Origin of the sequence: Kibdelosporangium phytohabitans, from assembly GCF_001302585.1 — a bacterium.
Taxonomy (GTDB): domain Bacteria; phylum Actinomycetota; class Actinomycetes; order Mycobacteriales; family Pseudonocardiaceae; genus Kibdelosporangium; species Kibdelosporangium phytohabitans.
The window spans coordinates 4,384,553-4,400,567 of the sequence record NZ_CP012752.1 but is presented as its reverse complement, the minus strand read 5'-3'; the positions used below and the strand labels follow the sequence as shown (position 1 = coordinate 4,400,567).

Genomic DNA, 16,015 nt, shown 5'->3' with positions numbered 1-16,015 from the left:
GTGTTCTAACCCTTCACTCCCGTGAACGTGATCCCCTTGACAAGCGACTTCTGCGCGACCACGAACAGCACGATCGCCGGCAGCAGCGTCAGCACGGTCGCGGCCATCGTGAGGTTCCACTCGACGTGGTGCATTCCCCTGAACGAGGCGATGGCCAGCGACAACGTCCAGCTGTCGCGGTTCTCCGCGGTGTAGAGCAGCGGTCCGAAGTAGTCGTTCCAGGTGAACAGGAAGCAGAACATCGCGGCTGCCGCGATACCCGGCTTGGCCATCGGCACGACCACCCTGGTCAGCACCCGGAACTCCGAGCAGCCGTCGATCTTCGCCGCGTCCAGGTAGTCCTTCGGAATGGTCAGGAAGAACTGGCGCAGCAGGAAGATGCTGAACGCGTCGAACAGGAAGTACGGCACGATCAGCGGCACGAGCGTACCGGTCAGGCCCATCCGCACCCACAGGTCGAACAGCGGCACGATGGTCACCTGCGGCGGCAGCATCATCGCGACGACGACGAGCATGAACGCCAGGTTCTGCCCGCGCCACTTCAGCTTCGCCAGCGCGTACGCCGCGGGCACGGCGGAGAGCAGGATGCCGAGCGTGGCCAGCAGCGAGTACAGCAGGCTGTTGAGCATGTACGTCAGCATCGGTGCCCGTTTGAACACCTCGGCGAAGTTCTCGATGTGCCAGACGTCCGGCCAGATGCTCGCGGTCATCGCCTGGTCGCTCTGCATGAACGAGGTCAGCAGGACCAGGAGCACCGGCAGCGTGAACATCACACCCATCGCGATGCCCAGCGCGTGCGTCGCGACCCAGTAGAGCGTCCGCTGCCAGGACTGCTTGCGCCGCCGGACAACCGGCGAACCGCCGGTGCGCGGCCGCTCCAACGTAGCGGTCATGCCGACTCCTCAACGTGCGAGGCTTTGCGGAGCTGTCTCACCAGAACGAGGGTGAACGCCGCGGAGACCACGAACAGCAGTACCGCCATGGCCGCCGCGTACCCCATGTTGGAGTACCGGAATCCCTGGACGTAGAGCCAGATCGGATAGGTCAGCGTGGTGTTCTGCGGCGCTCCGATGTACTGCGTGCTACCGGCCACATCGGACTGGCCGGACGCGGCCGACGCCGCGACCACCGCCTGTGTGAAGAACTGCAGCGCGAAGATCATCGAGTTGACCACGCCGAACAGCAGCACCGGCGAGATGCTCGGCAGCGTGATGTGCCAGAACCTGCGTGCCGGTCCCGCGCCGTCCAGCGCCGCCGCCTCGTGCAGTTCGTGCGGCACGTCCAGCAGCGCGGCCAGGATGACGATCATCAGCTCGCCGGAACCCCACAGCACCAACAGGGTCAGCGACGGCTTCGACCACGCCGGGTCGCTGAACCACAGCGGGCCCTCCACGCCGACCCAGCGCAGGAACCGGTTGATCGGACCGAACTCCGGGTTGAACACGAACACGAACACCAGCGTGGCCGCGGCGGGCGGCGCGAGCGCGGGCATGTAGCACAGTGTCCTGATCAGCCCGACGCCGCGCTTGAGCCTGGAGATCACCGACGCGACGCCGAGCGCGAACAGCACCCGGCAGATCGTCAGCACGATCACCAGCCACAGCGTGTTGTAGGCGGCCGTGCCGATGAGCGGCTCGGTCGTGAACATCCGGACGTAGTTGTCGAACCCGATCCACTGTGGAGCGTTGATCAGGTCGTAGCGGGTGAACGAGTAGTACACCGTCGCTACCAGCGGGTAGCCGAAGAAGATCAGGAAGCCGAGCACCGCGGGGCCGAGGAACCCGGCCACGACCCATCGGCGCCGTGACCGGACCCGGCCCAGCCCCTTGGCGGGGACTGGTGCCGGGTCCGTGTCCGGACGGCTGAGCGTCGCTGTCATCGCCGGGTTACTTGCCCAGCTTCTGAGCGAGCTCGTCGTTGATCTGCGCGTCGACCTTCGCCAGACCGGCGGCCAGGTCGGGTTCCTGACCGGCGACCCACCGCGAGGCGAAGTCGTTGACCGCCTTGATCGCGGCCGCGTTGACCGGCGACGCCGGGTTGGACTGCAGCTTGCCGCCGCCGTACATGTCGAGGAAGGTCTTGAACTGCTCGTTGACCTTCAGGTTCGGCGACTTGAGCGACTCGGTGGTGCTGGGCAGGTTCTTGATCTGGTTGGACAGCTCGACGAGGGTGTCGGTGTCCAGCGTGACGTGCTTGATCAGCTCCCACGACGCACCGGGGTTCTTGACGCCCTTGGGGATGCCGATGATCGTGCCGGTGGAGTAGCCACCGCCGTACGAGGCGGCCCGGCTCGGCGACACGGGCGGCGGCGCGGTGCCGTAGTTCAGGTTCGGCGCAGTGTCGGTGATGAACGCGTTGCGGTACTCACCGTCGAACATCATCGCCAGCTTGCCCTTGTGGAAGGCGTTGTCCGGCGAGTACTGGTCGCCGAGGCCGGCCTTGAACCGCTCCAGCTTGTCCTTGCCGTAGAAGTCGACGAGCTGCTTCTGGAAGTCGAAGAGCTCCTTCCACTCCGCGCTGCCTGCCATGTTGGACTTGCCGTCCGGGCCGCTGAGGTACTTCGCGCCCGTCATCGGCGCCCAGATCTGCGCCTCGTTGGCGTAGAACGGCATCGACGGGATGAACCCGGCCACCTCGATCGAGCCGTCCGGCGCGAACTTGGTGATCTTCTTGGTGTACTCGACCAGTTCGGTCGTGGTCTTCGGCGGAGCGCTGTACCCGGCCTGCGCCAACAGGTCCTTGTTGTAGTAGAAGCCGTACACGTCAGCGAGGAACGGCAGCGAGCACTGCTTGCCGTTGTACTGGGTGTAGTCGAGGACCTGCTTGGGGATGACGCTCAGGTCGGTCTTGTCGCGGTCGACGTAGGGCTTCATGTCCTGGAAAGCCCCGCTGTGGCACCAGTTGCCGAGGTTGTCCGAGAAGAACGAGATCGCCACGTCGGGCGCGGAACCGCTCTGGATCGACTGGGTGAGCTTGTCGTCGTCCTGGTTGCCCTTGTGGTCGATCTTGATGTTCGGGTACTTCTTGGTGAACGACTGGAGGGCGGCGGTGACCGCTTTCTCCTCCCGGTCGGTGAACTTGCTGTAGACCACGAGCGTCAGGTTCGCGTCCTTCGCGGGCGCGGCTCCTGGCTCGCTGCCACCACCACCGCCGCCTGCCGCACCTGAGCACGACGCGACGAGTAATGCCGCTGAAGCCAGCAGAACTCGGATGGGGGCCTTGCGCATTTGCCCTCCTGGGGACCTAGGAAACTATTCGGACGCAGTCGCCATGGGACTGGCGTCCTGGCGGCGAGAGGGTTCTGTCACATCACCGGTCAGCCCGAAGACCTGCTCCCGGACCACGGCGAGGGCGGAGTGCAGAGCGCCTGCCCGCACGGCATTGCCGGCAACCGCGCTGAACGCCACCGGAGTGCGGGGCACGACCATGTCCCGCAGCTCCGCACTGATCAACCGGCACAGGGTCTCCCCACCAGCCAAGCCGGTCTTCCCACACAGCAGCACCAGTTCCGGGTCGACCACGCTGACGACGCCTGCGACGCCCGTGGCAACCCGGCGCGCCAGGTCGACGAGGAACTGCTCCCCTTGCTGGTGTGCGGAAGTCTTGTTTTCGTCGGCCGCCATGGCGACGGCCTTGGTCACGGCTGTCCAGCCGTTGCGCGCGGCGATGCCGTACGCCTTGGCCAGTTTCACCACGTTCGGAGAGCTGACCAGGTCCCCGAACCTCGTGCCGGTCGCTGGAATGCCGGTGTCGGCTGCCGCGCGGTCCGGTACGTGCATCCAGTCGATCTCACCGGCACCGCCGGTCGCGCCGCGCAGTAGTTTGCGGTCGACCACGATCGCGCCACCGATGCCGTGATCGAGCCAGACCATCACGAAGCTGCGCGCGGACGTCGCCTGCCCGGCGATCATCTCCTCCAGCGCGACCAGGTTGACGTCGTTCTCGATCGTGACCGGGACACCGAGTTCGGCGCCGATCCGGCCGGGCATGTCGAAGCCCTCCCAGCCGGGCAGGTGCGGGGCGAACCACAGGTGCCCGGTGCGCGGGTTGACCGCGCCGGGCGTGCCGACCACGACGTGCCGCAGATCCTTGAGGGTGAGCCCGGCGGCGTGACACGCCGTGGCAGTGGCTTCGCGGAAGTTGCGCAGCACCTCGTCGGCCGTCCCTCTTGGCGGGACGGCTTGCCGGTGTTCGGTAAGGACAGCGCCGGAGATGTCGGCGATCGCGATCTCCAAGCCCCTTGGCGTCAGGTCGATCGCCGCGACGTGCGCGACCGCGCCCCTGACCGCCCACAGCTGCGCGCGTGGCCCCCTTCCGCCGCCACGCAGGCCTTCCCTGACGACGACGCCCTCTTCTTCAAGGCGGGCAAGCAGCTGCGCGGTGGCCGGCTTGGACAGGCCGATCGCGTATTCCAGCTCGGACCGCGTCAGCGGGCCATCGCGCAGCAGCGCGTCGATGGCCGCGCGATCGTTGATCTCGCGCAGCAGCCGCGGACTCCCGGCTCTCAACTCGGCTCCCATTTAGGGTCAAATTAATCTGGTAACTTCCCAGACGATTTGAGGTGACGGTAGTCACCCGGCCGGTGGCGGTCAAGAGCGAGATGTCGGACCCCGGGGCTACGGTGCCGCCATGGAGCAACCAAGCGAGGCCGAACGGGAGCTTAAGTCCAGGAAAATCATGTCGGCGACCGGCGACGAGCGGGACGCTCGGAAGCTGAACGACCTGCCGGCCGGCTACCAGCCGACCCAGGTCGTGTACTGCACGTGGGGCCGGGAGCGCGGCGGGCCGCTGTTACCGCTGGCGTCGTTCGAGTGGTCGCCCGAGGGCGGGGTCCAGTTCACTGTGCTGGACTACGAACGCGGCCGGTCAGCCAGACGGTTCATGACCGAGGGCGCGATGTTCGAGCGCGAGAGACGCGTGGCCATGCCCGGCGAGGGCCCGGTGTTCATGCGGGCCCTGCTCGGGCACGGCAACTCGTCGAGCTACTACTGGTTCCTGGACAAGACCCCGGGTGCGGAGGCAGACCAGTGACGACTCGGCGCCGTCGTGCGATCAGCGGGCCGGGCGTTTGGCGGGTTCGCAGCACAGTGGGGCGCAGGGTGCGCCGTTGACCGTGCAGCCCGCAGCCGGGAAGTCCGGCGAGAGCCTGCGCGGTTCGAGGCCTTCGGTGTGCTCGCGGATCAGCTCGACGACCAGCTGGGCGAAGCGGGGGTCGCTGTTGGGCGTGGACACCCGGGCGAAGGCCACGCCCAGCTCGTCCGCCTTCTCCGCGGCTTCGTTGTCCAGGTCCCAGATCACTTCGAGGTGGTCGCTGACGAACCCGATCGGGCAGACCGCGACCGCTGTGACGCCGTCGGCGTGCAGTGCCTCGATGTGGTCGACGATGTCCGGGTCCAGCCACGGGATCTGGGGCGGGCCCGAGCGCGACTGCCAGACCACGTCGTACTCGGCCACGCCCGCCGCCGCGGCGACCAGCCGGGACGCTTCCCCGACCTGCTTGGAGTAGCGTCCGCCGCCCTCCGCGGGCGGGCCCGCCGCCTTGTCCGCGGACACCGGCACGGAGTGCGCCGTGAAGACCAGGCGGGCTCCTTGCGGCAGCGTGGCCAGCGTTTGCCGGGTCGCGTCGGCGAAGGACTCGACGAACAGCGGGTGGTCGAAGAAGTGCCGCAGCTTCACCAGTTCGGGGGCGTTCGGGCCGGCCGCCGCGCGGGCGCGCTCGATGTCCTCGTCGTACTGCCGGCAAGCCGAGTAGCCGCCGTACGCGCTGGTCGGGAAGACCAGGGCGCGGTGCACGCCGTCGGCCAGCATGGTGCCGACCGTCTCCTCGGCCATCGGGTGCCAGTTGCGGTTGCCGAAGTAGACCGGCAGCTTCACGCCCTGCGTGGCCAGCTCCGCCTCCACCGCCGCGATCGCCTCGCGGTTGAGCCGGTTGATCGGCGACACCCCGCCGAAGTGCTGGTAGTGCTGCTCGACCTCGTCCAGCCGCTCCGGCGGCACCCCCCGGCCCCGCGTCACGTTCTCCAGGAACGGCCGGACGTCGGCAGGTCCCTCCGGCCCACCGAAGGACAACCACAGCAGCGCGTCGAAACTCACTCCCCCATACTGCCTGTTGTCATTCGAGCGCTTCACGCCGGGACAGCCTGATCTCCTCGATGTCCAGCTGGGCCTGGATGGTGCGCAGGACCGTGTCGTCGATCCGGCGCTCGTCGCGCAGCCGCACGATGGTCTGCCGCTTGTGCGTGATCAACGCCAGCCGCAACGCCTGGTAGTCGTTCTCCAACCGGCGGTAGGGGTGGTCCTCGTCGTCCTCGGTGTCGCCCCGGCGCAGCACCTTCAGGCGTTTCTCGTACTCGCGGCGGGTCCGTTCGATGATCAACGGGTCGGTGCCGAGTTGCGCGGCCACCTTCGGCATGGCCTCGAAAGCCGCTTCGGCCGACGTGAGGATCGCCATCGCGCGTTCCTCGTCGAACCGGGTGTCCGGGGGCAGGTTGGCCCAGCGCACCACAGGCGGCAGCAACAGGCCCTGCACGACGAGCGTCACCACGATGACGCCAGCGGCGACGAAGATGATCAGGTCACGGCCGGGCATCCCTTCCGGGACCGCGAGCGCCGCCGCCATCGACACCGCGCCCCGGAATCCGCACAACGCGTTGACCAGCCGGGATCTCGGCCCGGCGCGCAGCGCGCGTTGCCGCGGCCGGCGGTCGATGGCCCGGATCAGGTACGGCGTCGTGAACAGCCACACCGCCCTGACGGCGACCACGGCGACGGATATCAAGCCCACCAGGGCAAGCCCGCGCACCACCCCGGTCGAGCTGAGCTCACGCACCGCCGTGTTCGCCTGGAGACCGACGAGCACGAACAGCGAGCCGTTGAGCAGGAACGTGGACAGGCCCCAGAAAGCCTCGCTCTGCCTGCGGGTGTCGGCCTGCACCAGCCGCGGCCCGACCTGGCTGAGGATCAGTCCACACACGACAACCGCGAGCACGCCGGACGCGTGCACCACTTCCGCGAGCAGGAACGCGACGAACGGTGTCAGCACGCTCAACGCGCTCTCGTACACCGGGCTGTCCAACCGCTTGCGCACCTGGACCGCGAGCCACGAGGTGATCACGCCTGCCAGCGCACCGCCGCCGAACGACAGCACGAACAGCCACGACACGTTGCCGAGGCTGAACGTCTCGCCCTGTGCCGTGATGCTCACCGCGACACCGAAGATCACCAGCGCGGTACCGTCGTTGATGAGGCTTTCCGCGCGCAGCAACGTCATCGAGCGCGCGGGCAGGCCACGCGCGAACACGGCGACCACAGTCGCGTCGGTCGGGGCGAGGGCCGCGCCGAGCACCCACGCCGGTCCCCACTCCATGCCCAGGGCATGCGCCACAACGGCGACACCGGCAGCCGTGGCGACGACGAGCAGCGTGCTGGTCAGGATGACAACGCGGACGTAGCGCCGGATCTCGCGCAGCGAAGTGGTCAGGCTCTCCCAGTACAGCAACGCGGGCAGGAAGAGCAGGAGCATCACCTCGGACGGCAGCTCCACCTCGCGCAGCAGCGGGATGAACCCGAGTGCCGCACCGGTCCCCAGCAACAGCACCGGCGCGGCGACTCGAAGCCGCCGCGCCGCGACACTGCAGGTCAGTACCGTGATGCCCAGGATGACGACGAGTTCGAGTCCCAGCACCGCGCCCTCCCGGGATGGGGATCACATACCGACTGCGTGAAATCCTCCGTCAACCATGACCATCGAGCCAGTCGTGGCGGGCAGCCAGTCCGACAGCAGCGCGCAGACCGACTTGCCGACCGGCTCGGCGTCCTCGAGCTTCCAGCCCAGCGGCGCGCGCACCGACCACTGGTCCTCCAGGTCCTTGAAGCCGGGGATGGACTTGGCCGCCATCGTGCGGACCGGCCCGGCGGCGACCAGGTTCACGCGCACCTGCTTGGGGCCCAGTTCCCTGGCCAGGTAGCGGGTCACGGACTCAAGACCGGCCTTGGCCACGCCCATCCAGTTGTAGGCTGGCCACGCCTGGCGCGCGTCGAAGTCCATGCCGACGATCGAGGCGCCCTCACGCAGCAGCGGCAGCAACGCCTTCGACAGCGACATGAACGAGTACGCCGACACCCGCACCGCGGTGGACACGTCCTCCCACGGCGCTTCGAGGAACGGGTTGCCCAGGCAGGACGCGGGCGCGAACGCGATCGAGTGGACCACGCCGTCGAGACCGTCGACGTGCTCGGAAACCCTGTCCGCCAACGTGTCCAGGTGCTCCTGGTTGGTCACGTCCAGCTCGATCACCGGCGCGGGCTTGGGCAGCCGCTGCGCGATGCGCTGGACGAGGCTCATCCGGCCGAACCCGGTGAGCACCACCTCGGCGCCCTGCTCCTGCGCGATGCGGGCCACGGAGAACCCGATGGAGGCGTCGGTGATGATGCCGGTGATCAGCAGCCGCTTGCCTTCGAGCAGACCGGTCACTTGTCTTGTCTCCCTTGTGTTCTCAGTGGCCCATGCCGAGGCCGCCGTCGACCGGCAGCACCGCGCCGGTGATGTACGCGGCCGAATCCGATGCCAGGAACGTCACGGCCGACGCGATCTCCGCCGTGTCGGCGTAGCGGCCGAGCGGGACCTGGCCGAGGATCTGCTCCTTGCGGTCGTCCGGCAGCACGTCGGTCATCTCGGTGGCCACGAAGCCCGGGGTGATCACGTTCGAGGTGATGTTGCGGCTGCCGAGTTCCCGCGCGAGCGAACGGGAGAAGCCGACCAGACCGGCCTTGCTGGCCGCGTAGTTGGCCTGGCCCGCGCTGCCGCTCAGGCCGACGACCGACGAGATGAAGATCAACCGGCCCCAGCGCTTGCGCAGCATGCCCCGGCTCGCGCGCTTGGCCACCCGGAACGCGCCGGTCAGGTTCGCGTCGAGGACGCGGGTGAACTGCTCCTCGGACATCCGCAGCAGCAGGGTGTCGTCGGTGATGCCCGCGTTGGACACGAGGATCTCCACCGGGCCCTGCTTCTCCTCGATCTCCGCGAACGCCGCGTCGACCTGTTCGGCGTCGGTCACGTCGCACTTGACGCCGAGCAGACCCGGTGGCGTCTCGGAGCCGCGGTGCGTGACCGCGACCTTGTCGCCCTGTTCCGCGAACGCGCTGGCGATCGCCAGACCGATACCGCGGTTACCGCCCGTGACCAATACCGACCGTGCCACCCTCAACTCCTCGCGATGCCCCGACGCTCTGCCGGTGCCACAGGCTAGCCGCCCGCTAGCTGGTCCGATGCATCCGGGCCGACTGTTGTGGTGGGGCTAACCCCACCACAAACGGTCGGTTCCGCACCATGGGTCGGGCACCGTCCGCAGCAATAGCGTCAGGCCACAAACAATCAGCTGAAGATTTGGGACGGACCGCGATCATGCTGCGCCTGACGTTGAGAACGCTCCGCTACCGCAAGGGAGGATTCGTCGCCACGTTCATCGCGCTGTTCTTCGGCGCCTCGATCGTGATGGCGTGCGGTGGCCTGATGGAGACCGGTATCCGGACCGCCGTCCCACCGCAGCGGCTGGCCGGCGCGGACGCGGTCGTCGTCGCCGACCGGCAGTTCGCGCTGCCGACCGGCAAGCAGCCCGACGAGGACGGCGACGCCGACCTCAAGTACGGCACGCTCAGCGAGGACGTCCCGCTGCAGGCGAACCTGGCCGCGAAGGTCTCCGCCGTGCCCGGTGTCGCGCGTGTCGTGCCGGACGTCGCCTTCCCGGCGACCCTCGCCGGCGGCGGCCCGACGACCGGGCACAGCTGGACGTCGGCGGCGCTCGCCGGGATCGGCGGGACCGCGCCGCGCCCGGGTGAGGTCGTCGTGCCCGCCGCGTCCGGCAAACCGGCCGGGTCCCGTGTGGACATCTCGGTGCGCGGGAAGGTCTCGCAGTACACGGTGTCCGGCACGTCGCCGCAGTCGGTCGTCTACTTCGCCGACTCGGACGCGCAGCGCCTCGGCAGGCTGCTGGCGCTGGGCGTCGTGGCTTCGCCCGGGACGGACGCGGCCGCGCTCGGCGACCGTCTCGAGGACGTCCTCGGCTCGTCGGTGTCGGTGCTGACCGGCGAGGAGCGCGGCGTGCCGGAACACCCCGGGGCGGCGCGGGAGAGCGAGCTGCTGATCACGTTGGCCGGCGTGTTCGGCGGTTTCGCCGTGATGGTCTCGATGATGGTGGTGTCCAGCACGTTCAACGTGTCCGTGCAGCAACGCAAGCGGGAGATCGCACTGCTGCGGGCGGTCGGCACGACCCCCGGCCAGATCCGGCGGATGATCTTCGGCGAGTCGCTGATCGTGTCAGCGCTGGCCACGCTCGCCGCGTGGATCCCGGCCGGGCTGGCCGGCAGGTTCCTGTTCGACCGGCTCTGCGACTACGGCGCGGTCAGCCCGGTGTTCGAGTTCCACCAGGGCTGGATCCCGTCGATCGTCGGGGTCGGCACGGCGCTGCTCGCCGGGGTGGTCGCGGCACTGGCCGCCGCGCGCCGCGCGGCCAGGACCCGCCCGACGGAAGCGCTCGCCGAAGCGGCCGTGCAGCGCGAGTGGCTGACACCGACCCGGCTGGTCTTCGCCATCCTGTCGTTCGGCGGCGGCATCGCGCTGGGGATCGTGACGGTGACGGTGTTGTCCGGTCCGCTCGCCGCGTCGACCGCGGGTCCGGCGGTGATCTGCTGGGCCACCGGCTTCACGCTGCTCGCGCCCGGTGCCACCAAGGCCGTGATGGCAGTGCTGCGGCTGCCGATCCGCGCGTTGACGAGGGTCCCCGGCGCGCTGGCCGTCACCAACACCCGGGTACGCGCGGTGCGGCTCGCGTCCGCGGTCGCGCCGGTCATGCTGGCCACCGGCTTCGCGTTGGCGCAGATCTACCTGCAGACCACGACGGCCGAGTCGTCGCGGCGCGCGTACACCGAGGACCTGCGGGCGGACGCGGTGCTGGTTTCGGCGACAGGAGGCTTCTCCCCCGATGTCGTGGCCGCCGTCCGGTCCACGCCCGGAGTCACCGCGGCCTCGGAGTGGATCACCAGCAAGGGGCACGTCGTGAGCCCCTACGACAGCGAACTCGAAGAGGACGACGGCCTCGAGTTGCAGGGCATCTCCGCCGCCGGTTCGGCGCTGACCGCTATCCCCGTGAAGGCGGGGAGCCTGTCCGACTTGACCGGCGACTCGATCGCGTTGCCGGTCAACCACGCCGAGGCGATGAAGGTGACCGTCGGCGACCGGATCACCATGCGGTTCGGCGACGGCGAGACCGCGTCGGTGACCGTGGCCGCGTTGGTCCAACCGCGGCAGGGCTTCGAAATCGGGCTGGCGCCCGCCCAGCTGCTCGCCAAGCACACGTCCGATGGCGTGGCGAGCCGGATCATGGTCTCCGGCGACATCTCCGGCCTCGCCGCGCGGTTCCCCGACGCTCGCGTGGCGGACCGTTCGACGCTGACCGAGGCGTACTCGAAGCAACTGGAGACCTCGGCGATGATCAACTACCTGCTGGCCGGGATGATCGTCCTCTACACCGCGATCTCGGTGATCAACACCCTGGTGGTGGAGACGGCCGACCGGCGCAGGGAGTTCGGGCTGCTGCGGCTCAGCGGCGCCCGGCGCGGCCAGGTGCTGCGGATGGTCGGTGTGGAAGCAACGGCGATCACCCTGTCGGGCATCGTCCTCGGTGCGCTCGTGTCCGCGGGAACGCTGATCCCGTTCAGCCTCTCCGCGCTGGACTCCGTCGTGCCGTACGGACCGTTCTGGATCTTCCTGGTGGTGTCCGGAGCCGCCGCCCTGCTCACGATGACAGCGGTCATGCTTCCCGCCTGGGTCGCGTTGCGCACCCGTCCGGTGGACACCGTCGCCGTCCAGTGACCCACCCCTGTTTCCCACCGCCCTAAGCGATTGTTAGGTCTGACTTCCGCGCATTGCCACGGGAGGGGTCCGCCACCGACGGTGAGTCCGTGGCGCTGCGTCCTTGTCTGACTGATCGTGTACTGGACAATGCGGGAGACCTCCTCCTCGACGGAGCTGGGAAGACCACGTAAAGGACGACTGCCGTGCGGGTGCTGCTGGTCGAGGACGACAAGGGTGTCGGCGACGCGCTGACCGAGGCGCTGGCCGCACGCGGGCACGTACCGACGCGGGTCAGCCGTGGCGCCGACGCGCTGACCCGGCACCACGACGCCGACCTGATCCTGCTGGACCTCGGCCTGCCCGACACGGACGGGCTCGAGGTGCTGCGGATGATCCGCAAAGTCGCGGACGTGCCGGTGCTCGTGCTGACCGCGCGCGGCGACGAGCGGTCGGTGGTTCGCGGGCTGCGGCTCGGCGCGGACGACTACGTGGTCAAGCCCGTGCGGCTGGCGGAGTTGCTGGCCAGGATGGACACCATCATGCACCGGACGGCCAGGTCGGCGGCGGCGCTGCACCACGTGGTGCGGGTCGCGGACGTGCGGATCGACTTGTCCGCCCGGCGGGTGCTCGTCGCGGACGAGGAGATCTCGCTGACCACCAAGGAGTTCGAGCTGCTCGCGGTGCTGGCGCGGCGGCTGGGCACCGCGGTCAGCCGCCAGCAGCTGATGGACGAGATCTGGGGCGACGCCTACCTGGCGATCTCCCGGTCGCTCGACGTGCACATGACCCAGTTGCGCAGCAAGCTCAAGCGCCCGGGGCTGCTCACCACGATCAGGGGTTTCGGTTATCGGCTGGGTGAATGACATGCGCACGCGCCTGCTGCTGGTGCTGTTCCTGTTGTCCGCGGCGGCGGTGGCGGGTTTCGCGTGGCCGTTGCTGGAAAGCACGGCCGCGTCCCGCACGCAGGAGCTGCTGATCTCGCGGACCGCCGAGCTGGACCGGTTCGCCGCGCTGGCCCAGCAGGCCGACGACACCGGCGACACGCAACAGCTGGCGTTGGAGATCCGCGCGTACTCCGAGCTCTACGGCGAGTCCGTGCTGGTGGTCGACACACGCAAACGCCAGGTCGTCGCCACCGGCGGGGTGCGTGCCGAGGACGTGCTGCCGTTGATCGACAGCGCGCTGCGCAACCAGGCGGGACCGAAACCGCCCGAGCTGCGGCCGTGGTCGTCGGGAAACCTGTTGCTGGCACGCCCGGTCGGCGCCGGGACACGTGTGGCGGGCGCGGTCGTGCTGAAGGCGTCGGTGGCGGTGGCGGCGTCCGATGTGGCCCATGACTGGCTGCTGATCGTCGTCGGCGCGTTGGTCGCCGCGTTGTTGTTCGCGCTGCTGGCATTGGTTGTGTCCCGATGGGTGCTGCGGCCGTTGGCACAACTGGAACGCGGTGTCCTCGCCATCGCCGCGGGTGAGGAACGCACGCATGTGCCCGCGCGCGCCGGGCCGCGTGAGCTGCGGGCGCTGGGCGCGTCGTTCAACAAGATGTCCGACGCGGTCGCGGAGGCCGCCGAACAGCAACGCAGACTCGTCGCGGACGCCTCACACCAGCTGCGCAACCCGATGGCCGCGCTCCGGCTCCGCGTTGACTCCCTTGCCGGGCAGGTGAAACCTGACGGGATGCGGACGTACAACGGGTGCGTGGCCGAGGTCGAGCGGATGGAGTCGCTGCTCGACGGACTGCTGGCGCTGGCGACCGCGGACAACGCGGACTACCGGCATTCCGAAGAGGACACCTGTGACGCCGCGACTGTCCTCGTGGAACGGCACGACGCCTGGCACACCGCCGCCGACCGGGCCGGAGTGGCGCTGCGCCTGTCCTCTGTGGATCACTTCATCGTGGTGATGCCGGACAACGAGCTCGGTCAGGTGCTGGACGTGTTGCTGGACAACGCCGTCAAGTACGCGGGCGGCGGCGCCCGCGTGGACCTGGCCTGCGCGGACGGCACGATCACGGTGTCCGACAACGGGCCTGGCCTGCCGCCGGAGGATCTCGCACTGGCGACCCAGCGGTTCTGGCGGTCCAGCCAGGCCGGCGCGGGCGGCACAGGACTCGGGCTGGCCATCGCGGAACGACTGGTTTCCTCGCGGGACGGCGAGATGCTCGTCGCAGCCGCCGAACCGCACGGTCTCGCCGTGCGGATCACGTTGCCGTTGGAGTCCCCATGACTGTAGCCAGGCGATCAGTGTTGCTCGCCGGTCTCACCGCCCTGGCCGGGTGCGGTGGTCCCGAATACTCCGGTCCGTCCAGGACACTCGCCATCGCCGCGGGTGAGGAAGGCGGGTTCTACCTCGCGTTCGCCCGGCTGCTGGCCGGGCAGATCACCGCGACCGAACCCGGCCTGGAATGCGTGGCCCGGAGCACGCTGGCCAGCCAGGCCAACGTGGAGCTGCTGCGGGCAGGCAAAGCGGATCTGGCGCTCGTGCTCGCCGACACCGCGCAGACCGCGCTCGCGGGCAACCACCCGTACGCGGCGCAGGTGCCGATGCGCGCGCTCGGCCGTGTCTACGAGAACTACATGCAGCTGGTGGTCAGGGCGAACGGGCCGATTCGCGGTATCGCCGACCTGACCGGCCGCGCGGTGTCGCTGGGCGCCTCCGGGTCGGGCGCGGCGCTGTTCGGTGACCGCCTCGTCGAGGTCGCGGACATCCAGCCGCGTGTCACCCGTCTCCCGCTGGCCGACGCGGTCGCGAGCCTCGCAGACGGGCGAGTCGACGCGCTGCTGTGGTCCGGCGGTGTGCCGACCCCGGCGCTGGCCGACCTGGACGCCAGGATCGGGATCCGGTTGGTGTCCCTCGACAACGTCGCCCCGCGGCTGCGAGCCGGGCACGGCCCGGTCTACGACTCCGTCATCGTGCCGTCGGGCGCGTACCGGCACGTGCGGGATGTTCGTACGATCGGCGTGGCGAACCTGCTGGTCTGCCCGCCGTCGCTGCCGGACGACATCGCCGGCGCGATCGTGTCCGTACTGGTCAGACGGGCCGCGGAGCTCGTGCCGCAGCAGGCGCTGGGTACCCAGTTCCTCGATTCTCGGACCCTGATCGCCACCGCGGGCGTCCCGCTGCACCCCGGCGCCGCCGCGATGTACCGCGACCTGCACGGATAACGGTTTCGCACTTTCAAGGTGCGGATCCCGGCAACTGCTGCCACCGTAGTCACAGGACGAAAACTGCACTCAAGGGAGTGTGCGATGACCATCGAATCGATCCTCGGCGCGATCGTGATCGGCCTGATCATTGGCGCGCTGGCCAGACTGATCATGCCTGGCAAGCAGAACATCCCGATCTGGCTGACCATCGTCGTCGGAATCATCGCGGCGTTCCTCGGCAGCCTTGTCGCGAAATGGGTCGGCGTACAGGACACCCCCGGAATCGACTGGATAGAGCTGTTGTTCCAGCTCGGCGCCGCGATCATTCTCGTGGGCATCGTCTCCGGCGCGATGGGATCACGCAAGGTCAACAGATAGCTTCCGACTACCGGAGGAGGGGCGGTCCCGCGGGGCCGCCCCTCCTCACGTGTTCTGCTCGAACGCCACCGCGAGCCAGTAGCAGACCTCGTCGTCCACGTCGTGCACGCTCGACAGCGGGATCCGGTGCGTCATGGCCTCGTCACGCAGGATCTTCGCCGACTGCAGGCGCGCGGCGAACCGCTGGTGGCCGCCGGAGAGGTCGACGATCCGCAGGCCGAGGTCGATCCGGGTCTTCGTGGTCGGCTTGACCATCGCGAACTTGCGGCGCCTGGTCCGCAGGGTCACGTACGACTTGCGCGCCTGGACCTCGACCAGTCCCTGGTTGGCGATGCCGACACCGGCCTCGATCACCTCGTTGAACACCGGCCGCAGGTGCTCCCGGTCGGCGAACTGGTCGGCCACGAGCTCCTCGGCCGTCTTGAGCAGGAACTCCGGGTACCCGAAGCGCTCCATGATCAGCAACTGCTGCGCGTACCCGTTGATGTTGCGGGTCCTGAGCCACTGCTGCAGCTCGTCGCGTGAGGTGATGCCGGTTTCCCTGATCCTGACGTTCCAGTCGTCGACACCGTGGCCGGTCTGACGCTTGAGCAACTGGGCGGACCACTCGTGCATCTGCCGCCAGTCCTTGGCGTCGACCATC

15 protein-coding genes are annotated in these 16,015 nt (G+C 68.9%); 6 read left to right on the top strand and 9 right to left on the bottom strand.

Annotation, left to right across the window (positions count from 1 at the left end; genetic code table 11):
• Positions 1–5: 5 nt before the first annotated feature.
• Genes AOZ06_RS20235 through AOZ06_RS20220 form a run of 4 tightly spaced genes read right to left on the bottom strand, consistent with a single transcriptional unit; the run spans position 6 to position 4,520 of the window.
• Positions 6–893, bottom strand: a complete 888-nt coding sequence (locus tag AOZ06_RS20235; RefSeq protein WP_054290838.1) for a carbohydrate ABC transporter permease — start codon at positions 891–893, stop codon at positions 6–8.
• Entirely contained in the window at positions 890–1,879 is a 990-nt protein-coding gene (locus AOZ06_RS20230) for a carbohydrate ABC transporter permease (RefSeq protein WP_054290837.1), read from the bottom strand. The genes AOZ06_RS20235 and AOZ06_RS20230 overlap by 4 nt, the downstream gene beginning before the upstream one ends.
• A 7-nt stretch (positions 1,880–1,886) precedes the next feature.
• Entirely contained in the window at positions 1,887–3,227 is a 1,341-nt protein-coding gene (locus AOZ06_RS20225) for an extracellular solute-binding protein (RefSeq protein WP_054290836.1), read from the bottom strand.
• Between the two features lie 24 nt (positions 3,228–3,251).
• Complete coding sequence (locus AOZ06_RS20220; RefSeq protein ID WP_054290835.1) at positions 3,252–4,520, bottom strand: ROK family transcriptional regulator; 1,269 nt, start codon at positions 4,518–4,520, stop codon at positions 3,252–3,254.
• A 109-nt stretch (positions 4,521–4,629) separates the two neighbouring features.
• On the opposite strand from AOZ06_RS20220, the gene AOZ06_RS20215 reads away from it, so the two are divergent.
• Positions 4,630–5,031 (top strand): hypothetical protein, encoded by a 402-nt coding sequence (locus AOZ06_RS20215; protein ID WP_157233128.1) that lies wholly within the window; start codon positions 4,630–4,632, stop codon positions 5,029–5,031.
• A 21-nt stretch (positions 5,032–5,052) separates the two neighbouring features.
• Here AOZ06_RS20215 and AOZ06_RS20210 read toward each other — a convergent pair whose 3' ends face one another.
• From AOZ06_RS20210 to fabG, 4 genes are read right to left on the bottom strand one after another with little or no spacing between them, the layout of a single operon-like run.
• The gene (locus AOZ06_RS20210; RefSeq protein ID WP_054290833.1) at positions 5,053–6,093 is read right to left on the bottom strand and encodes a ferrochelatase; all 1,041 of its coding nucleotides are present in this window, start codon (positions 6,091–6,093) and stop codon (positions 5,053–5,055) included.
• 19 nt (positions 6,094–6,112) lie between these two features.
• Positions 6,113–7,684: a Na+/H+ antiporter gene (locus AOZ06_RS20205; protein ID WP_054290832.1), complete on the bottom strand. Its 1,572-nt coding sequence runs from the start codon at positions 7,682–7,684 to the stop codon at positions 6,113–6,115.
• 21 nt (positions 7,685–7,705) lie between these two features.
• Entirely contained in the window at positions 7,706–8,473 is a 768-nt protein-coding gene (gene fabI, locus AOZ06_RS20200) for an enoyl-ACP reductase FabI (RefSeq protein ID WP_054290831.1), read from the bottom strand.
• Between the two features lie 22 nt (positions 8,474–8,495).
• Complete coding sequence (gene fabG, locus AOZ06_RS20195) at positions 8,496–9,200, bottom strand: 3-oxoacyl-[acyl-carrier-protein] reductase (RefSeq protein ID WP_054290830.1); 705 nt, start codon at positions 9,198–9,200, stop codon at positions 8,496–8,498.
• Positions 9,201–9,403: 203 nt separating this feature from the next.
• Between fabG and AOZ06_RS20190 the strand changes: the two genes are divergently transcribed.
• The 5 genes from AOZ06_RS20190 to AOZ06_RS20170 all read left to right on the top strand — a co-directional run bounded on the left by AOZ06_RS20190 (position 9,404) and on the right by AOZ06_RS20170 (position 15,372).
• Positions 9,404–11,869, top strand: coding sequence for an FtsX-like permease family protein (locus tag AOZ06_RS20190; protein WP_063810391.1), 2,466 nt, complete (start codon positions 9,404–9,406; stop codon positions 11,867–11,869).
• A 185-nt stretch (positions 11,870–12,054) separates the two neighbouring features.
• The gene (locus AOZ06_RS20185) at positions 12,055–12,714 is read left to right on the top strand and encodes a response regulator transcription factor (RefSeq protein ID WP_054290828.1); all 660 of its coding nucleotides are present in this window, start codon (positions 12,055–12,057) and stop codon (positions 12,712–12,714) included.
• Position 12,715: 1 nt separating this feature from the next.
• Positions 12,716–14,074, top strand: coding sequence for a sensor histidine kinase (locus AOZ06_RS20180; RefSeq protein WP_054290827.1), 1,359 nt, complete (start codon positions 12,716–12,718; stop codon positions 14,072–14,074).
• Positions 14,071–15,012 carry a TAXI family TRAP transporter solute-binding subunit gene (locus AOZ06_RS20175; RefSeq protein WP_054290826.1) on the top strand — a complete coding sequence of 314 codons (942 nt, stop codon included), beginning with the start codon at positions 14,071–14,073 and terminating at the stop codon, positions 15,010–15,012. The genes AOZ06_RS20180 and AOZ06_RS20175 overlap by 4 nt, the downstream gene beginning before the upstream one ends.
• Positions 15,013–15,096: 84 nt before the next feature.
• The gene (locus tag AOZ06_RS20170) at positions 15,097–15,372 is read left to right on the top strand and encodes a GlsB/YeaQ/YmgE family stress response membrane protein (RefSeq protein WP_054290825.1); all 276 of its coding nucleotides are present in this window, start codon (positions 15,097–15,099) and stop codon (positions 15,370–15,372) included.
• A 45-nt stretch (positions 15,373–15,417) separates the two neighbouring features.
• Here AOZ06_RS20170 and AOZ06_RS20165 read toward each other — a convergent pair whose 3' ends face one another.
• Positions 15,418–16,014, bottom strand: coding sequence for a DUF5655 domain-containing protein (locus AOZ06_RS20165; RefSeq protein WP_054290824.1), 597 nt, complete (start codon positions 16,012–16,014; stop codon positions 15,418–15,420).
• Position 16,015: the final 1 nt, after the last annotated feature.

Bases quoted from the DNA above. Each gene is read 5' to 3' on its own strand.
- AOZ06_RS20230 (WP_054290837.1), bottom strand. From the start codon at position 1,879: ATGACAGCGACGCTCAGCCGTCCGGACACGGACCCGGCACCAGTCCCC.
- AOZ06_RS20235 (WP_054290838.1), bottom strand. From the start codon at position 893: ATGACCGCTACGTTGGAGCGGCCGCGCACCGGCGGTTCGCCGGTTGTC.
- AOZ06_RS20220 (WP_054290835.1), bottom strand. From the start codon at position 4,520: ATGGGAGCCGAGTTGAGAGCCGGGAGTCCGCGGCTGCTGCGCGAGATC.
- AOZ06_RS20170 (WP_054290825.1), top strand. From the start codon at position 15,097: ATGACCATCGAATCGATCCTCGGCGCGATCGTGATCGGCCTGATCATT.
- AOZ06_RS20190 (WP_063810391.1), top strand. From the start codon at position 9,404: ATGCTGCGCCTGACGTTGAGAACGCTCCGCTACCGCAAGGGAGGATTC.
- AOZ06_RS20180 (WP_054290827.1), top strand. From the start codon at position 12,716: ATGCGCACGCGCCTGCTGCTGGTGCTGTTCCTGTTGTCCGCGGCGGCG.
- AOZ06_RS20165 (WP_054290824.1), bottom strand. From the start codon at position 16,014: ATGGTCGACGCCAAGGACTGGCGGCAGATGCACGAGTGGTCCGCCCAG.
- AOZ06_RS20215 (WP_157233128.1), top strand. From the start codon at position 4,630: ATGGAGCAACCAAGCGAGGCCGAACGGGAGCTTAAGTCCAGGAAAATC.
- AOZ06_RS20225 (WP_054290836.1), bottom strand. From the start codon at position 3,227: ATGCGCAAGGCCCCCATCCGAGTTCTGCTGGCTTCAGCGGCATTACTC.
- AOZ06_RS20175 (WP_054290826.1), top strand. From the start codon at position 14,071: ATGACTGTAGCCAGGCGATCAGTGTTGCTCGCCGGTCTCACCGCCCTG.